The organism is Candidatus Scalindua japonica, assembly GCF_002443295.1.
Taxonomy (GTDB): domain Bacteria; phylum Planctomycetota; class Brocadiia; order Brocadiales; family Scalinduaceae; genus Scalindua; species Scalindua japonica.
On the sequence record NZ_BAOS01000017.1, the window covers coordinates 194597 to 212860 of the forward strand.

The 18264-nt window shown below is 38.3% G+C and carries 17 protein-coding genes and 1 pseudogene; 13 read left to right on the forward strand and 5 right to left on the reverse strand.

Annotation, left to right across the window (positions count from 1 at the left end):
• The first annotated feature begins 55 nt into the window (after positions 1–55).
• Entirely contained in the window at positions 56–523 is a 468-nt protein-coding gene (locus SCALIN_RS10885; RefSeq protein WP_096894524.1) for a hypothetical protein, read from the forward strand.
• Between the two features lie 27 nt (positions 524–550).
• Complete coding sequence (locus SCALIN_RS10890) at positions 551–769, forward strand: hypothetical protein (RefSeq protein ID WP_096894525.1); 219 nt, start codon at positions 551–553, stop codon at positions 767–769.
• Between the two features lie 149 nt (positions 770–918).
• Here SCALIN_RS10890 and SCALIN_RS10895 read toward each other — a convergent pair whose 3' ends face one another.
• From SCALIN_RS10895 to SCALIN_RS10910, 4 genes are all read right to left on the reverse strand, one after another.
• Complete coding sequence (locus SCALIN_RS10895) at positions 919–1287, reverse strand: GIY-YIG nuclease family protein (protein ID WP_096894526.1); 369 nt, start codon at positions 1285–1287, stop codon at positions 919–921.
• Between the two features lie 221 nt (positions 1288–1508).
• Positions 1509–3170 carry a glucose-6-phosphate isomerase gene (pgi, locus tag SCALIN_RS10900; protein WP_096894527.1) on the reverse strand — a complete coding sequence of 554 codons (1662 nt, stop codon included), beginning with the start codon at positions 3168–3170 and terminating at the stop codon, positions 1509–1511.
• 53 nt (positions 3171–3223) lie between these two features.
• On the reverse strand, positions 3224–3565 hold the full coding sequence (locus SCALIN_RS10905; protein WP_096894528.1) for a type II toxin-antitoxin system PemK/MazF family toxin: 342 nt from the start codon (positions 3563–3565) through the stop codon (positions 3224–3226).
• Positions 3558–3764, reverse strand: coding sequence for a hypothetical protein (locus SCALIN_RS10910; protein ID WP_096894529.1), 207 nt, complete (start codon positions 3762–3764; stop codon positions 3558–3560). The genes SCALIN_RS10905 and SCALIN_RS10910 overlap by 8 nt, the downstream gene beginning before the upstream one ends.
• Before the next feature lie 395 nt (positions 3765–4159).
• Here SCALIN_RS10910 and SCALIN_RS10915 point away from each other — a divergent pair, with 395 nt between their 5' ends.
• The 11 genes and pseudogenes from SCALIN_RS10915 (at position 4160) to SCALIN_RS10965 (ending at position 18008) form a co-directional block, all read left to right on the forward strand.
• Positions 4160–5941 carry a hypothetical protein gene (locus SCALIN_RS10915; protein WP_096894530.1) on the forward strand — a complete coding sequence of 594 codons (1782 nt, stop codon included), beginning with the start codon at positions 4160–4162 and terminating at the stop codon, positions 5939–5941.
• Positions 5942–5987: 46 nt separating this feature from the next.
• Positions 5988–6362 (forward strand): ComEA family DNA-binding protein, encoded by a 375-nt coding sequence (locus tag SCALIN_RS10920; protein ID WP_096894531.1) that lies wholly within the window; start codon positions 5988–5990, stop codon positions 6360–6362.
• 5 nt (positions 6363–6367) lie between these two features.
• Positions 6368–7582: an AI-2E family transporter gene (locus SCALIN_RS10925; RefSeq protein ID WP_096894532.1), complete on the forward strand. Its 1215-nt coding sequence runs from the start codon at positions 6368–6370 to the stop codon at positions 7580–7582.
• 11 nt (positions 7583–7593) lie between these two features.
• Positions 7594–9555 (forward strand): excinuclease ABC subunit UvrB, encoded by a 1962-nt coding sequence (gene uvrB / locus SCALIN_RS10930; protein ID WP_096894533.1) that lies wholly within the window; start codon positions 7594–7596, stop codon positions 9553–9555.
• Between the two features lie 126 nt (positions 9556–9681).
• Positions 9682–10004, forward strand: a pseudogene (locus tag SCALIN_RS23925) (GxxExxY protein).
• 59 nt (positions 10005–10063) lie between these two features.
• Positions 10064–10954, forward strand: coding sequence for a carboxylating nicotinate-nucleotide diphosphorylase (nadC, locus tag SCALIN_RS10940; RefSeq protein ID WP_096894534.1), 891 nt, complete (start codon positions 10064–10066; stop codon positions 10952–10954).
• A 269-nt stretch (positions 10955–11223) separates the two neighbouring features.
• On the forward strand, positions 11224–12042 hold the full coding sequence (locus SCALIN_RS10945) for an HAD-IIB family hydrolase (RefSeq protein WP_096894535.1): 819 nt from the start codon (positions 11224–11226) through the stop codon (positions 12040–12042).
• A gap of 186 nt (positions 12043–12228) precedes the next feature.
• On the forward strand, positions 12229–13437 hold the full coding sequence (locus tag SCALIN_RS10950; RefSeq protein ID WP_096894536.1) for a glycosyltransferase family protein: 1209 nt from the start codon (positions 12229–12231) through the stop codon (positions 13435–13437).
• The gene (locus SCALIN_RS10955) at positions 13438–14622 is read left to right on the forward strand and encodes an FprA family A-type flavoprotein (protein WP_096894537.1); all 1185 of its coding nucleotides are present in this window, start codon (positions 13438–13440) and stop codon (positions 14620–14622) included.
• A gap of 433 nt (positions 14623–15055) precedes the next feature.
• On the forward strand, positions 15056–15808 hold the full coding sequence (locus SCALIN_RS10960) for an oxygen-binding di-iron domain-containing protein (RefSeq protein ID WP_096894538.1): 753 nt from the start codon (positions 15056–15058) through the stop codon (positions 15806–15808).
• Entirely contained in the window at positions 15801–18008 is a 2208-nt protein-coding gene (locus SCALIN_RS10965; protein ID WP_096894539.1) for a PAS domain-containing hybrid sensor histidine kinase/response regulator, read from the forward strand. Before SCALIN_RS10960 ends, SCALIN_RS10965 begins: the two co-directional genes overlap by 8 nt.
• Here the strand turns inward: SCALIN_RS10965 and SCALIN_RS10970 are convergent.
• Positions 18005–18241 carry a hypothetical protein gene (locus SCALIN_RS10970; RefSeq protein ID WP_096894540.1) on the reverse strand — a complete coding sequence of 79 codons (237 nt, stop codon included), beginning with the start codon at positions 18239–18241 and terminating at the stop codon, positions 18005–18007. The genes SCALIN_RS10965 and SCALIN_RS10970 overlap by 4 nt on opposite strands.
• Positions 18242–18264 lie beyond the last annotated feature (23 nt).

Consider the following 18264-nt stretch of genomic DNA (forward strand, 5'->3'; position numbering starts at 1 on the left):
TGACTGTACCCCTTTTCGGCTAAGCTCCAGCTAGCAATCATCAGGGAGATAGTTTATGGAAAATCAGTATAAGCTTCTTTTTAATGAAGCAATCAGAGTGGAAAGAAATATTGCGTCCTTTTATTCGCTATGTGCAACTCATTTTGAAGATGACCGGCTCTTCTGGCAAATGCTCAGTGAAGAAGAGGAGCATCATGCTAAGATCCTGGAGAGCGGCCTGGAATTGCTTCTGGATCAAAACCTGTTTCCCGATGCAATACTGGATCTGGATATTAAAGAATTACAGGCAACAAATAATAAGCTGGAAGAAAAAATAGCAGAATGTAGAGAGAATGTACCTGATAAGAGAGAGGCATACACTTATGCCATTGAGCTGGAACAGGCATCTCTTGAATTCTTTTTTCAACAGACTGCTTCAAAAAAAGCAGATCAAAAAGCTTTGAAAGTTTTTGATAATCTGATCGGATTTGACAAAGACCATGCCAAGAGAATACAGGATTTAATTGATACTACAAAATTTTAGGAATATTAACATTCAAAGGATAATTCTATGTCAAAACACAAGGTAACAGTTTTCAAACCATATCCGTTTCAAGTAGGTCAGAAGATAAGGATTGATGGATCAAAACGTGAGGGTGATTGGGAAGTTGCAGATATTACAGAACGCAAGGTCACTCTTCGCTGTCCCATTTCCAAAAAGGAATATACATGGGATCTCTTCTGCTATTTCGCGGAAGAGAAGGATGATGCTTGCTGGCCTGTGGAATAGACTCAAAGAATCCAGACCCTTATACTATTTCCTCACCCTTCGACTCCGCTCAGGGTGACATTATTTGTTCTGTCCTACTTATGATATCCATCAGTATCTGACACTGCTTGGGTACCAGATCGTATTTGGTTTTGTAATATCCTGACGTGCTATCTTTGTTGTCCTGACTTACCAATTCTGTCATCCCGAGCGGAGTCGAGGGGCTGTTTTTCATGATGAACATGGGAAGTACTGTTTTTACATTTTGCTAGTTCATGAATTTTATTCCAATCACCCTGAAAAAGAGCTTCTTTCTTTTTTCTACTCCAACTTTTTATCTGTTTCTCTGCTGCAATTGCCTCTATTGGATTTGAAAAGTCTTCAACAAACATTAGATTTACAGGCCGTCTTTTATATGTATAGCAATCTGGATTTATTCCTTCATTATGTGTTTGTAGTCGGCGTTCAATATCATTAGTTATACCTGTATAGTATGATTGATCAGAACATTTGATTATGTATACATAATACGTTTTCATGATAGTCTTCTAACCTACCCTTCGACTCCGCTCAGCATGACCGTGTGAGTTACTACTTTTATTTAGTGGAAAGTTTGTATCAGGATATTTTCATTGATGTCTAGCTCTTATCAGAACTACAGTATGTATTCAATTTTACTTCATCCTGATATGCTATTTTGTTGTATTTAATCACCTATTATGTCATCCTGAGCGGAGTCGAAGGACGTAAATCTGAATTCTTACTCGGAAGCTCCTCTCATCTCTTTGAAAGCATTTATTAATCCATTTGTAGACGAATCGTGGGATTCAACAGGTTTGTCATCACTTAGTTCCGGCAGTATCTTCTTTGCCAGTTGTTTTCCAAGCTCGACGCCCCACTGGTCAAAACTGAAGATATTCCAGACCACTCCCTGGACAAATATTTTGTGCTCATACATTGCTATTAAACAACCTAAAGTTCTCGGGGTTAATTTGTTGAACAGGATTGAATTTGTTGGTCTGTTCCCTTCAAAGACTTTGTGTGGATATAGTTTCCGGATTTCATCATCGCTCTTACCGTCCCTTTTCAACTCTTCGATAACCTCTTCTTTTGTCTTTCCATTAAGAAGTGCTTCTGTCTGTGCGAAAAAGTTTGATAATAGAATATTATGATGTTCACCAATCCGGTTATGGCTGATTGCGGGTGCGAGGAAATCTGCCGGGATTACCTTTGTTCCCTGGTGTATTAATTGATAAAAGGCGTGTTGGCCGTTTGTCCCCGGCTCACCCCATATGACAGGGCCAGTCTGATAATTGACTCTGTTTCCATTTCTATCTACATATTTCCCGTTACTCTCCATATTCCCCTGTTGAAAGTATGCAGGGAACCTGTGCATATACTGGTCGTATGGCAGGATTACTTCAGTTTGTGCTCCAAAGAAATTGTTGTACCATATTCCTATTAATGCCAGGAGAACAGGTATGTTTCTTTTAATTGGAGTTTCTCTAAAATGACTGTCCATTTCAAAGGCGCCTTGCAGCAGTTCAGCATAGTTCTCAAATCCAATATAACACGCTATAGAGAGACCGATTGCCGACCAGAGTGAATAACGGCCACCAACCCAGTCCCAGAACACGAACATGTTATCTCTGTCAATACCAAACTCCTCAACTTTTTCTCTGTTTGTAGAAATCGCCACGAAATGTTTTGAAACATGTATCTGATCTTTTGCATTTTTTAATAACCATTCTCTTGCGGTAAACGCATTCGTCATTGTCTCCTGAGTTGTGAAGGTTTTAGAGGCAATGAAAAAAAGAGTAGTTTCAGGGTTAAGATGTTTCAAGGTTTCTGTGATATGGGTCCCGTCAACGTTTGATACAAAATGAACTGTCAGACCATCCTTCGCGTAGGGCCGCAGACATTCGGTTACCATTACGGGCCCCAGATCTGAACCTCCAATTCCAATATTTACAATATCCGTGATTTTTTTATCGGTAAACCCTTTCCATTCTCCGGAAATGATTTTTTCTGAAAAAACCTTCATTTTATGTAAAACAGCATTTACTTCGGACATTACATTTTTATCATTAGTGCAAACAGGAATGTTTATTCTATTCCTTAAAGCTGTATGCAAAACAGCTCTATCCTCCGTCTCATTTATCCTGTCTCCATTGAACATCTTATCAATCGCATCTCTTAAACCAACATCATCAGTTAATTTAAGTAAAAGTTTCAGTGTTTCCTCTGTGATTATATTCTTGGAATAATCGACAAGAATCCCATTAAATCTAATAGAATATTTTTTAAATCTGTCCGGATCGCTGGCAAAGAGATCTTTCATATGAACACCCTTTATCTCTTTGAAATGATCTGAGAGGTCCTTCCAGCTTTGAGTCATCGTAGGATTAATTTTTTTCAACATAGAATTTAACCTCTTTCCACTACCAGAAAGTCAATCCTTCCTTGTATATTCTGTTATTTCTTCGAAATTAATTCTTGCAATTTATTGCAGATTTGATTAAGCATGGTTGAATTTACCCTGCCAAAAGTCTTTATGACTAAAGATTGTGCTAAGGTGAATATTTTATCGACTCGAACATTGCCCGGCCGGTTTAATTTGCCAACGTCCAGATCAGAAGAGTTGATAGTAATACTAAAGTCGACAATAGTTGGATCAGAAGTCATGGCAACAACAACTATATCCAAAGTTTTATGGTTATAGGTTTTGTTTGAAATGACAATAACAGGTCGGCGTTTTTGTGAAGACAGGTCAGTAAATGGAATTGGAATAAGAACAATCTCGCCTTGATCAGGCATTATTCCAGTCCTCGTCATCAAAAGGATTATCCCAGAAATCAAGATTGCTCTGTGATGCATCCAATAAATCATTAAAGATGTCTTTAGACTGTTCAACGACAAAAACAGTAACATGTGAACCTGGCGAAAAAGGAACTTGTAATTCAACCCGTCCTTTTTCCATTACTTTAATATCATACTTCAAGGCTTTCTGAGACATAAATAATTCCTCTTGTAAATAGCAAAAGTACAATCTTTTTTTACAACAATAGCATATTATAGACAACACATTTGTCAACTATAAAGTATTTGTTTGTTCTTAAAATCAACATTGATTTTAAGTATACAAAATGTTAGTCTGCCTTTTTAAGACTATAGATATGTTGACTCACATTTAGAAGGATAATAGATATTTGAAAACAATAACTTCTCATAATACGTTTAAAACATCTTACATTGCCCAAGCGAAGGAGGAGTTTTGGTTACCTGTCAAAAGAGCGTCTAACAGAAAAGGAAAATTTAGAAAAGTACAAATAAGGACAGAAATAAAGTAAAACAACTTGCTTCAGATATAAAGATTGCTAAACGTTTTCTGAATTTCTCAAATAGAAATAAATGCAGAATATTAAGATAGAGTTTAATAATGCTCAACTACCGGTCAAAGGGTTATTAGAAACAGGCGTTGAAGGAAAGAATGAACTTACGTCTATAATTCACAAAATAATTTTGCGGTTGAATGACGGTTACGATTACGGCATGGAGTTGGCTAACGAGTGGGTACATTATTTAACTCTTCTAGTTAACGACTGTGACAATAATTTGTCAAATCCCTATTCTGACCTGGTAAATTACAATATAGAAACACTTTCTGAGAGTTCAGAAATTTTATCTCAGATTGAGACGATTAAAATACTTGATAAAGTACCGGCAACACCTCTAGAGAAGACCTGTCCTGAGAACCTCCCTGTTATGAACAGGGCAATATTTGTTATTGCGTTAGGAGGTACAGACACGACTTTTTATCGAGGACTATCAAAAGTGGAATTCGACATTTTTACAAAAGAGTTATATTCACCGGAATTATACTCTATCTTTAAAAAGCATGGTACTGAAGAGTTTATCCCCAGAGGTTTAAGCGCTAAAAGAGAGAGAGACGAAAGCTATATCTCTAATGTTGAAAGTATGATTATGCATGCTTACTGTTCCGGCATCCGGCATGTTGCCATTATTGCGAATTCCAAATCATACAAACCAATTGAAGAATACCTGAAAAAACGATTGGGTTATTTAAAGGATTTAAAGATCATAGTAACGGTGCAGCCTCTTTTACCAATGATTAAAGCATTCAATGATTCAAAAGGGTTTATTATTTCTGGAGAAAATGGTGGCTATCCTGGCGGACACGGACACGGGTTTAAATATTGTCTGAAAAATAGAGAAATCCAGGATGTTATTAAGGAAGATAATTTAGAATTTTTTATATTCAGTAATGGTGACAATACTGTTGTATTGAACTGGGGAGCAAATCACTTTATAACTGCAATTAACGAAATGAAGGATTTAGAAAAAGACCCAAAATACGACAATCTGCGAATCGCGTTCTTTCTGGTCTGGGAATACTTAAGAAAGGGAGGGTTCTCCTTCCTACTGAAGAACAAGGTAACAGGAGATTATATTACGCAGATTTTTGAAGCCGAACTTGCTGAAAAAAGTGGTGCTGACATTAAACAGTTAGAGGAATCAAGGGGTGCATATAATACAAATGTCGCAACCGGAAATATCAGAAATGTTTTGGCCCATTTCGATAATATTCCAATGGCTTTAAAGAAAAAAGAGAAGGGAGGTTTTACTAATTATTTATTTGAAGCCTCTCTGGCAACATCTATTACAACACACCAGGATGTCAACGGTGTCTCATTTTTCGATAATAACGCAGCTCTTAATATCTTAGGTCCCAAAAAAGCAAAATATCAACACTGGAACCATATCGCTACAAGGAAAAGAGAAGATTTCTTCGCGTTTTTCTCCTCTATTTTTAAAGTAAAGGCAAAAGAGACAAAATATGGACCGGCGTTGGTAATTTTTACTGATAGAGACGCGACACAGAACTACCCAATGTTAAAGGGCAATTTTGTTAACCAGGACATATTAAATTCAAAAGAGTTTTTTGAGATTTTTAATGATGCTTATATTGACGTTGATGACTTCAGCGGTACTTTAGCCATCAATTTGTTAAAAGAAAATGGTAAGACTCAGGGAAGAGTGAAGTTTGAAGGGAATATAAAACTGGTTGGAACAGGAGAAATCCTTATTAATGTTCCTGCCGGGGAACTCCGGATTATTAAAGATAAGACACTGATTGACACGGATGTTGTAGACACGAATTGCACTAATTAACACGTAGATAATAGCACTATTTTTTGTCCCATTTTTTATTAACGTAATGACAGAACTGCCTGGACCATTGAAGATTTTTGAGTTTTCAAGGAAGGAAGCTCTTGCTCTCTTTTTTCTCATTACGGCAATCCTGGTCGGCACAGGGATTAAGTATACAATTGACCAGCATTGGTGGCTTCCGAAAACCGAAGTTGTAGACACAAATCCAGAATCTATTAAATTAAAGATTGACTTGAACAGGGCGGAATGGTACGAACTAATTATCCTGCCCGGAATTGGTGAAAAAAAGGCAAAAGCAATTGTTGAGTATCGAAAAGAAGTTGGGACCTTTAAGAATCTAGCACAGCTTTGTGATGTAAATGGTATAGGGGAGAAAACTATAAAAAGGTTTGAAGCTCTTGTTTTTATTGATGGGGACTAAGATTTATGGAAAAGCAGAAATTATTAGAAAATGTGTGGATAAGGGCATTGGCAATATTATGCGTACTGGCCCTGTTTTTCACATTATGTTATTTCCTGAAAGGTATCCTGATATCCCTCTTTCTTGCGTTTACTATAGCGTATATTTTTGATCCCGTAGCGGATTATTTTTCAGAGAAAAAACTTTTCTTTTCAAAAAAGCGCGTGCCGCGCGGTCTGGCAATAGCAATACTTTTGACTCTGGTGCTTCTGATTATGGGAGGTTTGTTAACTTATACGGTTCCCAAGACTGTCAGCGGTATCCAGCATGTGGGAATTGCATTAAAAGATCGATATCCAGAATATCAGGCAAAGATCGAAAAAGTGATTAATGGGTACAGAGATACGGGGTTTGGGGTCTTATTAAAATCACAACTGGAGACTGAAGAAGGCGGAGAGGAGCAAACTGAAAGGCAACAATCGAAGAGCAGGAATGGTAAATCCGATGGCACCGGAAAATCAGCAGGCTTGGAAAATAAGATTCCAAAGCCTATTCTCGAATTAAAGAAGCATATACCACAGGTGATGAATATGGTATTGGGTGTTGTAAAAAATGTATTTTACAGTACATTTGGTTTTTTTGGTGTAATAGTGAATATTATTGTTTTCGGAGTTGTAACCGTGTATCTCTTAAATGATTTTAATACAATTGTGGCAAAAGGCAATGAACTATTACCATCGAAAAAAAAAGAAAAAATAGTTGATATTATGTCCAGAATAGATGAAAACCTTAAAGCGTTTTTCAGAGGTCAGGTTATGGTTTGTGCAATTTTGTCTATTATTTATGGTATAGGGCTTACCGTTATAGGAATTCCCATGTCATTTTTGCTGGCCTTTGTGGGTGGGTTTGGGAATATGATACCTTATGTTGGAATTGGACTTGGTTTGATACCAGCCATAATCCTTGCATTTATTCAATATCAGGATATTACTCATATACTCCTTGTCGGATTGGTTTTCGGTACAGGGCAATTTCTGGAAGGAACAGTAATAACGCCAAAAATCGTAGGTGATAAACTGGGATTGAACCCGGTTGCCATAATACTGTCTATCTTGATTTGCGGTGAAATATTCGGCTTTTTGGGTCTATTACTGGCTGTGCCTATTGCGTCTATTGTTAAAGTATTAATTGATGAGGGGATTGTTAAATATAGAGAGACAAAACTTTATAAGGGTGGCTAGGATTATCATATATGTCTATTTTTAAATTATCATCAGAGTTTAAACCGCAGGGTGATCAGCCAGAGGCGATAAAGAGATTAACAAAGGCCTTTAAATCAGGTGAGAAGTTTCAAACCCTCATGGGGGTAACAGGCTCAGGGAAGACTTTCACCATGGCGAATGTTATAAAGGCCCTGGGCAAACCTACGCTTGTGATGTCTCACAACAAAACTCTCGCCGCGCAGCTTTACAGCGAATTCAAGGAGTTCTTTCCGGAAAACGCGGTGGGATATTTTGTAAGTTATTATGATTATTATCAGCCGGAGGCTTATATTCCGCAGAGAGATATCTATATTGAAAAAGAGGCGACAATAAATCAGGAGATAGACCGCCTTCGCCTGGCAGCAACAAGCTCCCTTATGTCACGTAAGGACGTGATTTTAGTGGCAAGTGTTTCATGTATTTACGGTCTGGGTTCACCTGAGGAGTATCGGGAGATGTATGTGCAGATAAAAAAGGGGCAGGAGATAGAAAGGAATACATTGCTCCTGAAACTCGTAAATATACTTTATGAGAGGAGTGATATTAAATTTGAACGTGGTGTGTTTCGTGTTAATGGAGATGTGATAGATGTGTATCCCGCATATGAAAAGTTTGCCTTTCGTATTGAACTGTTTGGAGATGAGGTAGACGGCCTTTCTATCATTGATCCGGTTTCAGGAGATAAATTAGAGGAGACGGAAGAAATTTCCATCTATCCGGCCAAACATTTTGTGATGCCGGAGGGAAAAGTTGAAAGGGTAATTGAATCGATTGAAAGGGAACTTAATGCCTGGCTGAAGGAGCTGCGTTCCCAAAATAAGGATTTTGAGGCACAACGCCTGGAGGCAAGGACACGTTACGATATGGAGATGTTATCCGAGATAGGATATTGTCATGGTATTGAAAACTATTCACGTCATATCAGTGGTCGTGCGCCGGGTGACCGCCCATATTCACTAATCGATTATTTTCCAGATGATTTTTTTGTGGTTGTTGACGAGTCCCATGTTGCTGTCCCTCAGATTCGAGGTATGTACGCGGGAGACAGGTCGCGGAAAGAGACCCTGGTAAAATATGGTTTCAGGCTTCCTTCCGCTCTGGATAACAGGCCTCTACGTTTTGATGAATGGGAATCGTTAGTTAAACAGGTATTGCTGGTTTCGGCAACTCCGTCAGAATATGAGTTAAATAAGTGTCATAATAAGGCTGTTGAACAGATAATCAGGCCGACAGGGCTTCTGGATCCAATAGTAAAGATATTGCCCGCAAAGACCCAGGTTAAAGACCTTCTGCAGCAGATCAGGAAGAGAGCGGATAAGAAAGAGCGTGTACTGGTAACAACATTAACCAAACGGCTTGCGGAAGACTTGAGTGAATACATAAAAGAGGAGGGGTTAAAAGGAATGTATTTGCATTCGGAGTTTGACGCAATTGAACGGGTAGAAATACTTAAGAATCTCAGGCTTGGTGAGTTTGACGTTGTTGTAGGTGTAAACCTGTTGAGAGAAGGGCTTGATCTGCCTGAGGTATCATTGGTCGCTATATTGGATGCTGATAAGGAGGGGTTTCTTCGTTCCGAGACGTCTCTTGTCCAGACGATAGGGAGGACGGCAAGAAATGTAAACGCGGAGGTTATATTATATGCTGATGAAGTAACCCGATCCATGCAGAGGGCAATGGACGAGACTGAGAGAAGGCGTAAAATTCAGCTTGAGCATAATAAACAGAATGATATTACACCACAGACTATACGCAAGGAGATCAGGAAGAGTATTGAGGAAGAGAGCACTTCAAAAAAAATTGCAAGGCAGATGGTCAAAGAGGATGAGGCCGAATACGTAACCCAGGAATATATAAGAGAGCTTGAAGAAGAGATGCTACAGGCCGCCAGCGATCTTAATTTTGAAAAGGCTGCGGAAATCCGGGACAGGGTGCTGAAATTACAATCTTAGACACGGATTTGTACGAAAGACTGTAGACACGAATGACACAAATTATCACAAATTAACGGTTACTAAAATATCATGGATGATAGGTTAATTTATAAGGAGGAATCGTATAGAATAATTGGTTTGTGCATGGAAGTTCATGGGATACTTGGCAAAGGACATAGTGAGGTGGTTTATAAGGATGCTCTGGAGCATGAGTTTTCAATCAACCGGATACCATTTTCAAGAGAAAAAACTTTAAAATAGAATACAAAGAAATTATACTGCCAAGGGGATATTATACAGATTTTGTGGTATATGATAAAATAAAACTGGAATTCAAAGCGGTAAAAAGTCTTACCAACAGCCATGTGAAACAGACCCTGAACTACCTTGCTGCATCAAAGCTGAAACTCGGGTTACTGGTTAATTTTGGAGAAAACAGTCTAACCCATAAAAGAGTTATTTTATAAAAATTAGTGCTAATTAGTGAAATTAGTGTCAGTAATCTTCGTGTAAATTGGTGAAATTCGTGTCTAAATTTGATTTCAAAAAAATAAAAGATCTCGTTGAACTTGCGATAAAAGAAGATGTCGGAGACGGAGACATTACTTCAAAGCTGTTTGTCCCTGAAGGTTCCGAATCAGATGGAAAATTAATAGCGAAAGAAACCGGTATTATTGCTGGGTTACCGGTTGTTGGATACGTCCTTTCACAAATAGATAAGGATTTAGTCCTCACGGTAAACATGGAAGATGGTTCAAGGGTTGAAAAAGGGTCTGTAATAGCAAGTGCTAAAGGTTTAACGTTGTCATTGTTGTCAGCAGAAAGGCTGGTGTTGAATTTTCTGCAGAGGCTTTCCGGCATTGCTACGGCAACTAACAGGTTTGCTGAAAAAGTCAAAGGATATAAAACTCAGATTCTGGACACACGGAAGACTGCACCCGGGTGGCGCTATCTGGAGAAATATGCTGTAAGAATCGGTGGCGGTGTTAATCATAGAATGGGGCTGTATGACCAGATTCTGATAAAAGACAATCATCTCAAGATTGTGGATTCGGAAAAAGAGAGCGCTGATATAGGCAGCCTGGTAACAAAGGCCAGAGGACAAACAGCAAATGGAATGCTTATAGAAGTTGAGGTGGAAGATTTATGCCAGATAAAGGAGGTTGTGAATGCCGGTGTTGATATAATACTGTTTGACAATATGGTACCATCAAAAATAGAAGAAGCTGTCGAGATGGTTAAGGAGTTAGAAAATAGTAGAGATGTGGTGACGGGAAGTACGATCTTAACGGAAGCTTCAGGTAATATTACCATTGAAAATATTGAAGAGTATGCGAAGGCAGGAGTGGATAGAATATCAGTAGGGTCAATTACTCATTCGGCCAAGGCGTTGGATATATCTTTTGATATAAATTAGACTCAATGAAAAATTCAATAGATTTGTTACGGTTTTGTCAATTCTGTGTACTTGCTAATTTCAAATAGAAATCATTATTAGGGTATTGATAAATTATAAAGCAATGCTATACTTCTAATAGATATTTATATATTTCTAAAAATGTTGACTTTGTCATTGCATATAATGCAGTATACATTAATGCACATAACCTGAAACAGATATAGACTCTCGATAGAAAGCATTTTTCAAGAATTCAAGATAAACAAATCGAAAGATTTTAATTTTATATGAGTAATGAAATAATAATCGTTTTTACGGATTTAGACGGTACATTACTGGATCACAGTACGTACTCTTACAGTGAGGCGGAAAACGCGTTGAGATCGCTCAGGGAGAAAGGTATCCACCTTGTTTTATGTTCCAGTAAATCCAGGGATGAAATAAAAATTTATCGAGATAAACTGTCAAATAATGAACCCTTTATATCAGAAAACGGGGGCGCTATATACATTCCTGAAAAGTATGGTCTGAAGTGCGAGTTTAATAAAACGGATAACGGTTTTTTAGTGGTAGAGATTGGTGCAGAATATGAAATCCTTAAAACTGCATTTGATAAAATAAAAAGAGAGACTGGCGTGCAGTTAAAAGGTATTGCTGAGTTTACGGTAGATGAAATTGTTGATTTGACAGGCTTGAGTAGAGAAGAAGCCTGTTTTGCACAAAAGAAAGAGTATTCGCTGCCTTTTCTTATTGACGGTAGCGAAGAGGATATTGAGAAGATTAAAAATAAGATACAATTATCAGGTTTCAATTATACAGAAGGTGCAAGGTTTGCCTACATGATGGGTGGAAATGATAAGGGGAAGGCTGTCAGTTTTCTGATAGATATTTTTAGAAAGAATTATACGGAGACAGAAATATTAACTGTTGGCCTGGGGGACAGTTTAAACGATCTTCCGATGTTGGAAGCAGTTGATAAGAAATTCCTTGTGAAGAAGAAATTAGGGAACTACGAGGAGCGAATAAAGGTTAAAGACCTTAATTATGCCGATGGTATAGGACCGGTTGGTTGGAATAAAGCTATTTTAGGTCTGTTTGGTAAGTAGTAATCAGCTGACCGGTTTTAAAAAATTACGCGGAATGTACACAAAGGTGGTGTATAAAATATTCGATACAGCAGACACTTCGACTCCGTTCAGTGTGACATCGTTCAAAGCGCTTATCGCATCTTCAGCCTGAGCGGAGTTGAAGGATATTTTTGCAGGACGCAAATAAAACAGGAGGTTTGTACTATGGGTGACTTTCATCAGTCAGGAGAAATAACAACACTGCACAGGTTTGGTAACCGGGATATTGCCAAATTGGAAGCCGAAATAAAGAAGCTCTCGCGTTTGAGACCTATTGCTCTGGTATTGCCAGCAATTTTTGCCGAACTGGAAGGCACTGCTCTGCCTAAGATTTTAAATGAATTAAAGGAGGTTAAATATTTAAAACAAATCATTATTACCATGGGACGGTTTAACAGGGAGCAGTTTAAATACGCTAAGAAATTCTTTTCTATTCTACCTCAGGAGGTAACGTTGATATGGAATGATGGCCCCAGGATCAAGAAGCTTTACAAACTACTTGATGAAAAGAATGTTTCTGCGGGAACTGACGGAAAGGGCAGGTCCGCATGGATGGCGTACGGTTATATTCTGGCCAGTGAAAAATCAAAGGTAATTGTTTTGCACGACTGTGACGTGCAGACATATAACAGGGAATTCCTTGCACGATTATGTTACCCTGTTGTCAATCATAATCTGGATTTTGAGTTTTGCAAGGGATATTATAGCCGCATTACGGACCGTATGCATGGAAGAGTAACCAGACTCTTTGTTACTCCCCTTTTAAGGGCCCTGCGCAGGTTATTGGGAGATCTGGATTTCCTGAAATATATGGATAGCTTCAGGTATATTCTTGCAGGAGAGTTTTCCATGTTGGCTGACCTGGCAAGGGTAAACAGAATCCCCGGTGATTGGGGACTTGAGGTCGGTGTATTGGCAGAAATCTACAGAAATTGTTCTAAAAAAAGAATTTGCCAGGTGGATATCTGTGAGACTTACGAACATAAACATCAGCCGCTCTCTGAAGAAAATATTACAACAGGATTAATGAAAATGAGTATGGACATTACCAGGACCATTTTTACCACACTGGCAAGTACCGGCATAGTATTCAATGACGGTTTCTTCAGGACACTGAGGACCACATATCTAAGGACTGCCCAGGCTTTCATTGAACAATTTGAAACTGATTCAGCAATAAATGGTCTGTTTTTTGACAGGCATCTTGAGACAAAAGCTGTAGAGGCTTTTGCTAACGGGCTCAGGATGACCGGAGATAAATTCCTTGAAGACCCGACCGACTCTCCACTCATACCGAACTGGAGCAGAGTAAATTCGGCAATACCTGATTTTTTTGAAAAGCTTATTGATGCAGTTGATAGTGATAATAAATAAATGAATGCTTTAAAGATAAGAGATAATATTTATTGGGTTGGAGCATTAGACCCTGAAATGAGAATATTTGATTTAGTCTTCAAAACTGATCATGGATCTACTTATAATTCATATTTAATTAAGGATGAGAAAGTTGCACTAATAGATACAGTTAAAGGGGCTTTTACAACAGAGTTTATTTCAAGGATTAAATCACAAGTTGACCTTAAGGACATTGATTATATCATTACAAGCCATACAGAGCCTGATCACTCAGGTGCACTTCCGGAGTTGTTGAAATACGCGATTAACGCAAAGATTATAGTTTCAAAGGCTGGTCGGTATCTGCTGAAAAACATACTCAATATGCCCATAGATCTGACAACTACTGATGAGTGTCCGGAGATAGATCTGGGTACATACAGACTGAAATTTTTTCCCGCACCGTATTTACATTGGCCGGATACTGTTTTCACATATCTGAATGAGGAGAAAATACTTTTTACCTGTGATGCGTTTGGCGCACATTATTGTGATGAAAGGATGTTCGATGATCTGGTTGGCGATTTTGACCCCCATTTTCACTACTACTATGACAGTATAATGCGTCCGTTTAAACCGTATATCCTCAAAACAATAGAAAAAATTGAGAATTTAGATATTGATATTATTGCAGCCGCACATGGGCCGATTATACGAAAAAATCCATGGAAGTATGTTGAAAGCTACCGTAGCTGGAGCCAGCGCCAGACAGATGAAAAAAAGAATATCTTAATTCTGTATGTCAGTATATATAACAGTACTAAAAAAATGGCGGAAGCCATTGCTGAAGGAATTTTAAAAAAGGGAGTGAGTGTTAAAAAGATAGAGGTAAATGAGACAGACCCTCAATTTGTCAGGGATGCCATCGAAAGAGCAGATGGTATAATTGTCGGATCTCCAACAATTGTCGGGGATGTTCCAAAACCTGTATGGGACGCGCTTTCCCTTCTTTCCACTGTTAAATCCGAAATCAAGTTGGGGGCCGCTTTCGGGTCCTATGGTTGGAGTGGTGAAGCTGCGAAAATGATTGAGGATAGACTGAGTGGACTGCACATAAAACTCCATAAACCATCATTAAGAGTAAAATTAATTCCGGAAGATAAAACCTTGCAAGAGTGCCGGGAATTTGGAAAAGAGTTTGCAATTGCTCTGGAACAAAAATAAATATTACTTTAATTTCATACCTTATGGTTGACATCTTTTCATTAATTTCACGCTTGGCTTATCATGCATTAGCTTTACAATTTCCTGCAATATATTCTTAAACTGAAAATGTCTGATCTCAGAAAACACGCAAATGATATCTTTAATAGATTAGGTTTTAATAGCTATCTGTTTGGTTTTTAGACATTAATAATAAAAAAATGGTATGATTTGTGCGAGTATAAAAATCCGTACAATATTTGATGATAATGGACTAAATACGGTAAACCAAAAGCATTTAGTGTTTAAAAATTATACAACTATAAAAGAATAAAGCTGAATAAAGAGTTAAATTTAAATTATAGATACATGCTGCTTTTTGGAAGTTTTTGTGTCATATCTGTACAGAGTTTTGTTTTTTATGAAAGAATTTTGGGAGAGTGGAGCTTGCTGAATGGCTGTACTTGATGCTAATAATTCCATAACTATATTACGGGATATCTATTGGGTTGGTTTCTATGATAAAGAATCAGACCTCCACTGTAATGCCTACCTTATCACCGATGATAAGGATATAATACTTATAGACCCCGGCTCAATCCCTCATTTTTCTATAGTTATGAGGAAAGTTTTAGACATTGTTAACCCTGGAGATATTACAAAGATAATCGTGACTCATCAGGACCCGGATGTCTGTGGCAACTTGCCCGTTGTCGAAAGCTTGATTGATAACAAAGATCTGGATGTTGTCATTCATTCAAGTTGCTCCCGCCTCATACGTCATTATGGTATAAATTCAAATATTTACGAAGTAGACAAACATGATAATAAACTTAAACTGAAGAGCGGAAGAGTGCTGGAGTTCTTTCATACTCCTTACTTACACTCGCCGTTCGCGATGATAATGTATGATGTTAAAACGAAGACCCTCTTTACCAGCGACCTCTTAGGGGGTATTTCTAAAAACTGGTCACTCTTTGCAGAGAAGGGTTTTCTTGAATCTATGAAAGTGTGGCATCAGATGACTATGCCCAGTAGCCATATATTAAAAAAGTGTATGAATGGTCTTGAAAAACTTGAGTTAGAGCGTATTCTACCCCAACATGGCTCCATCCTCCAAGGTGACCAGATAAAGGAGGCTATTGAGTGTCTAAAGTCAATTAAATGCGGTGTAGAGACCATAAAGGGAGTAAAACTCTATGAATAGTGACGATACGCTAAGTACAGGGACGAGGCATATCCTGGAGGCCCAGGGTATTAATAAGGAATTAATAGAAAAAACGCTGGAGATGCGGGCTATGGCTTACATTGCCAACATAAAATCCAATCTCCTTACCGATACAATCTTTAAAACTGATTCCTGTAAGAAGGGATTGGACATTGCTCCACTTGACCTGGAGAAGAAAGTTGACAGCCGAACCCGGGAATTACAAATTGCTGTTGAAACGCTAAAGGCGACACAGGAACAGCTAAGAAAAAACAATGAAGAACTTGAGACTCGTGTTAACGAGCGTACTGCTGAGATTCTCAAGTTATCCCATACCATTGAACAGAGCCCAAGTGTTGTTCTGATTACAGATACTGAAGGCAACATAGAATACGTTAATCCACGGTTTACTAAGATAACAGGCTATACATTTGAAGATGCTATTGGGCAAAACCCTCGTATCTTGAAGTCAGGAAAAAATACAGACGAAGAGTACAAACAATTATGGGATACTATTATGTCTGGTAATGAATGGCGGGGAGAATTGTGCAATAAGAAAAAAAATGGAGAATTGTATTGGGAGTCTGTGTCAATTTCATCTTTCAAAAATAGAGAAGGGCTTATTAGTAGTTTTATTGCCGTAACGGAAGATATTACAGAGCGCAAGTCAGCTGAAGAAAAATTGCGTTATGCGAGGGGCTACTCAGACTCCCTCATCAACAGCTCTCTTGATATGATCATCTCTGTAGATAAAGAAAGGAATATCGTTACATTCAATCCGGCTGCAGAGAAGACCTTTGGTTATAAAAAAGAAGAAGTGTTAGGTAAGCATGTAGGCATATTGTATGGAAAAAAACCCCAGGATTTACAAATTTATGAAGTTGCCATTAAATCCAGCGAATACGAAGGAGAAGTAATAAACAGGAGGAAGGATGGGAGCGAATTTGTCTCCCAGCTTTCTACAACAGTGTTGTATGATCCAGACGGTGATATCATTGGCCTCATGGGCATATCACGCGATATCACTGAGCGCAAGAATAACGAAATAAAACTTCTGGCGGCAATGGAAGAAGCCAAATCTGCTAATGAGGCCAAATCAACCTTCCTGTCTAGTATGAGTCACGAAATACGAACACCCATGAACTCAATACTCGGTTTTGCACAGTTACTTATATCGAATCCACAAGAACCTCTTGCGGAATCTCAGAAGGAAAAAGTAAATCATATATTAGATTCCGGACATCTCCTGCTTAAACTCATTAATGAAATCCTGGATCTTTCAAGTATTGAGTCCGGTAAGCTTCAAATTTCAATGGAAAGTGTTGATGCGGCTTCCGTTATAGATGAAGTTATCGCATCTGTTGATCCAATGGGACAAAACCATAAGATACATATTATCAACTCAGTGGAACATTCAGGTCAATTTGTTATGGCAGATTACACACGATTGAAACAGGTCCTCATAAACTTGTTATCAAATGCAATAAAATATAATCGTGTTAATGGTACAATAACCGTATGGAATGAGTTGACCGAAGCAAATAAGATACGGATAGCCGTTGAGGATACCGGGTTGGGTATCGCGAAGGAGAGGCTTGAATCCTTATTCGAACCATTCAACCGTCTAGGAGCTGAAACGCTAAATAAAGAAGGCACAGGAATTGGCCTGACGATTACAAAACGATTGGTAGAACTAATGGGTGGCAGTATTCATGTGGATAGTGTCATTGGGAAGGGTACAAAGTTTTATGTTGATTTAGAAAAGGCCAAGGCCCCTTCGTTTAAAACGGTTAATACAAAAGATGTTTTAGATGGTAGCAAACTCCTTGAAAAAAAAGAAAAAAAGACATTGCTTTATATCGAAAACAATCCAGCAAATTTAAAACTTGTGGAAAGTATTCTAAAGTGTCAACCGGGCATTGATTTACTTTCTACCACACAGGCCCAGGTCGGTATAACAATTGCCCGAGTCCAGCAACCGGATGCTATCTTGATGGATACTAACCTTCCCGGTATGGATGGATTTGAGGCGTTAAGGATTCTGAAAAGTGTTGACGCTACGAAAGAGATTCCCGTTATTGCCATAAGCGCTAATGCCATGTCCGAAGATATTAAGAGAGGGAAAGCTTGTGGCTTTGTTGACTATATTACGAAACCGATAAATATAAATGAATTTCTTGAGGTAATTGACGGTATTTAACATATCCCGTCCCTGAGAGAACGGATTTTTTTAACAGATGTGTCTTCTCCTTTTAAACGGATACATCCGGAGACTTTCTCTATGCGGTCTTTATACTCAATTTCTTCACCATAACTTAACCTGAGTGCAAGATCAATAGCCTCAGAATTTTTTCTTACCTTAAATCGTCTTTTGGCTTTACTTAACATCTCTTCTCTTTTAGGCGTAAGGCGAATTGTAATTGTCCGGTTCATCACACACCTTCATTTAATGTGTC

Excerpts from the sequence above, each read along its gene's own strand:
- SCALIN_RS10885 (WP_096894524.1), top strand. The coding sequence starts at position 56 with ATGGAAAATCAGTATAAGCTTCTTTTTAATGAAGCAATCAGAGTGGAA.
- SCALIN_RS10890 (WP_096894525.1), top strand. The coding sequence starts at position 551 with ATGTCAAAACACAAGGTAACAGTTTTCAAACCATATCCGTTTCAAGTA.
- SCALIN_RS10895 (WP_096894526.1), bottom strand. The coding sequence starts at position 1,287 with ATGAAAACGTATTATGTATACATAATCAAATGTTCTGATCAATCATAC.
- pgi (WP_096894527.1), bottom strand. The coding sequence starts at position 3,170 with ATGTTGAAAAAAATTAATCCTACGATGACTCAAAGCTGGAAGGACCTC.
- SCALIN_RS10905 (WP_096894528.1), bottom strand. The coding sequence starts at position 3,565 with ATGCCTGATCAAGGCGAGATTGTTCTTATTCCAATTCCATTTACTGAC.
- SCALIN_RS10910 (WP_096894529.1), bottom strand. The coding sequence starts at position 3,764 with ATGTCTCAGAAAGCCTTGAAGTATGATATTAAAGTAATGGAAAAAGGA.
- SCALIN_RS10915 (WP_096894530.1), top strand. The coding sequence starts at position 4,160 with ATGCAGAATATTAAGATAGAGTTTAATAATGCTCAACTACCGGTCAAA.
- SCALIN_RS10920 (WP_096894531.1), top strand. The coding sequence starts at position 5,988 with ATGACAGAACTGCCTGGACCATTGAAGATTTTTGAGTTTTCAAGGAAG.
- SCALIN_RS10925 (WP_096894532.1), top strand. The coding sequence starts at position 6,368 with ATGGAAAAGCAGAAATTATTAGAAAATGTGTGGATAAGGGCATTGGCA.
- uvrB (WP_096894533.1), top strand. The coding sequence starts at position 7,594 with ATGTCTATTTTTAAATTATCATCAGAGTTTAAACCGCAGGGTGATCAG.
- SCALIN_RS10945 (WP_096894535.1), top strand. The coding sequence starts at position 11,224 with ATGAGTAATGAAATAATAATCGTTTTTACGGATTTAGACGGTACATTA.
- SCALIN_RS10950 (WP_096894536.1), top strand. The coding sequence starts at position 12,229 with ATGGGTGACTTTCATCAGTCAGGAGAAATAACAACACTGCACAGGTTT.
- SCALIN_RS10955 (WP_096894537.1), top strand. The coding sequence starts at position 13,438 with ATGAATGCTTTAAAGATAAGAGATAATATTTATTGGGTTGGAGCATTA.
- SCALIN_RS10960 (WP_096894538.1), top strand. The coding sequence starts at position 15,056 with ATGGCTGTACTTGATGCTAATAATTCCATAACTATATTACGGGATATC.
- SCALIN_RS10965 (WP_096894539.1), top strand. The coding sequence starts at position 15,801 with ATGAATAGTGACGATACGCTAAGTACAGGGACGAGGCATATCCTGGAG.
- SCALIN_RS10970 (WP_096894540.1), bottom strand. The coding sequence starts at position 18,241 with ATGAACCGGACAATTACAATTCGCCTTACGCCTAAAAGAGAAGAGATG.